Genomic DNA, 2,014 nt, shown 5'->3' on the forward strand with positions numbered 1-2,014 from the left:
TTGATGCCGCGCGCGAAAACTTAGCGCGAATTGCGCGAAAACTGCGAATTTTGCATCTTTGAATAGTTGAAAGGGCTTTTGAATATTTCAAAGCTATTTATTGGGTGTTTCAAACTCAATCGAGAGGGTTAGACCTGAGCCTGATAGTTCATATTGGGTTCGAGTCACTACCCACTCTCCCTCAATACCTTCCCTGAACCCTTTCAGTATTAACTTACTTTCAGCCAACACATTGAGGTTATCGCTTGTACATGGCATCGAGAGCGAGCCAGTAGATGTGCCTCTTTTTAATGCTGAGAGCTTGGCTTTAGCTGCCCGTGTTGCGTTTTCTTCGTCATCATACGTGTGCTTTAGTTTGAATACAGGCTCATCATTGCCCACGTTGACTGCCACTTGTTCACCAGTGCTATGGTCATGCCAAAACGCTTGGGTGCTTTGGTACTTTCCTCTATCTGCCATTACCACTTGTATGTTGCTTATTTCGTCTTTTTTTACCACTACTGAGGGCAATTGTTTACCACTTGCGGTTTTAGAGTCGCCTTTGGTGGTAAACAATAGATGTGAGGTGGCAACTTTACCTACAGCGTCGTACTCTTTGGCTAACCGAGTGACCAGGTGTAAATCGTGCTCGTTTGTCTGATCTAAATGCGTAATTGGCAGACTAGCTAGCGTTGGTGCAATGGCGGGTGTTAATCCGTTTCTACCTGCAACAACTTCTAATATGCCGCCTAATGTCTCATTATCCCAACTGGCTGTTCGTCGTTCCTTGAGTGATGTGCGCATGTCTGCCGCTTTAGCACGTATTTCAATAGTGTCGGGGCTGCTAGAGATAATTAACTCATCTACCGTATACAGTCCTTTATCAGCTATTTGCTTATCAATACCTATCAAAACAGCCAGCTCAACCCCTTGAGTCGGTAGCTCTAATTGATTGTCTCTGTCATCTAATACAATTGCTAACGTGTCAGAGTCTAAACCAGCCTCGTCGGTTATGCTTAGAGACAACAACCTGTCGGCAACTTTGCTCGTGATGTCTACGCTATCCGCGATAATTTGAAATGTAGGTCGCATCGTTAATCCCATAACTTAATGGTTTTTTGTTGTGCTTGTGTTTGCACTTCTGGCAATTCAATGAGAGTACCTGCGGGTAATTTAGCTGGTTGATTCGCTAATGTTGGATTTGCGTTATAAACAGCCTCAACAGTGCCGTTTAAATGGCCGTAGTGCTCGAAACAGATTGTATCTAACCGTTCATTATCTTTCGTTCTATATAGCATTGTCATCACCATAGTATTTTAGCGTGATATTGAACTCTATTTTTTCTGCCACCCCAGCCACACGTATATCTGTTTGCGTTTCTTCAATACGAGTGATCACATAATTGCCGCGTACGTAACCCAGCCCGTCTACCAAAAGCAGTGCTTTACCTTTTACCGCTTCTGCTCGCATTGCTTCTACCTGAAATAACCCACCGTTAAAATGGGGGTAAATTGTGCCCGTCATTGTTACTTCGTCGTAGCCAGGCCCAATGTATTGCATTGCAGGTGTTCGGCTCAATCGCTCTTGTGAACGCCAGCGATACTCACTGACTCGTCTAAACTCAGAGTATGCAGCGCTAGGCACTGAAAATCGGTAATCACCCAACGCAATCATTACATCACTCGTCATATAACTTCCCTCGTTGATTTTGTGCTTTTCGTTTGTCTATTTCGCGCATGATGCGATCAACCAGTGCTTTTTCGTTCTCACCTGGTTGCTGATTAATGGTCACATACCAAGTGTGGTTTTCATTGTGTTCAACAGTTTTATGCAGACCCGAGCGGCCAGGTTCTTTACGTTCATCAACTTTACTTGCTTGATTGAGCCTTTCTAAATACGGGGTCGGTGTTCGCTCTGTCTTTTCTTTGTATCGCGTTGTGTTCTCTAAATTTGGCAGAGTCGATGACGTTACAGGTTCTAGTTGTTGTTTGACTTGCTGAGTGAGCGAACTAGGCGCAGCGGATTTTACGGGCTG

4 protein-coding genes are annotated in these 2,014 nt (G+C 44.3%); all 4 read right to left on the reverse strand.

Annotated elements, in window-relative coordinates:
• Window positions 1-93 precede the first annotated feature (93 nt).
• Complete coding sequence (locus tag SANK73390_RS00005) at window positions 94-1,071, reverse strand: contractile injection system protein, VgrG/Pvc8 family (RefSeq protein WP_462762062.1); 978 nt, start codon at window positions 1,069-1,071, stop codon at window positions 94-96.
• A gap of 2 nt (window positions 1,072-1,073) precedes the next feature.
• Window positions 1,074-1,277: a tail protein X gene (locus SANK73390_RS00010; protein ID WP_462762064.1), complete on the reverse strand. Its 204-nt coding sequence runs from the start codon at window positions 1,275-1,277 to the stop codon at window positions 1,074-1,076.
• Complete coding sequence (locus tag SANK73390_RS00015; protein WP_462762065.1) at window positions 1,267-1,668, reverse strand: phage tail protein; 402 nt, start codon at window positions 1,666-1,668, stop codon at window positions 1,267-1,269. The genes SANK73390_RS00010 and SANK73390_RS00015 overlap by 11 nt, the downstream gene beginning before the upstream one ends.
• A partial coding sequence (locus SANK73390_RS00020; RefSeq protein WP_462762067.1) for a hypothetical protein occupies window positions 1,658-2,014 on the reverse strand: 357 nt, incomplete at its 5' end. The genes SANK73390_RS00020 and SANK73390_RS00015, both read right to left, overlap by 11 nt.

The sequence above is a fragment of the Pseudoalteromonas sp. SANK 73390 genome (genome assembly GCF_054966645.1).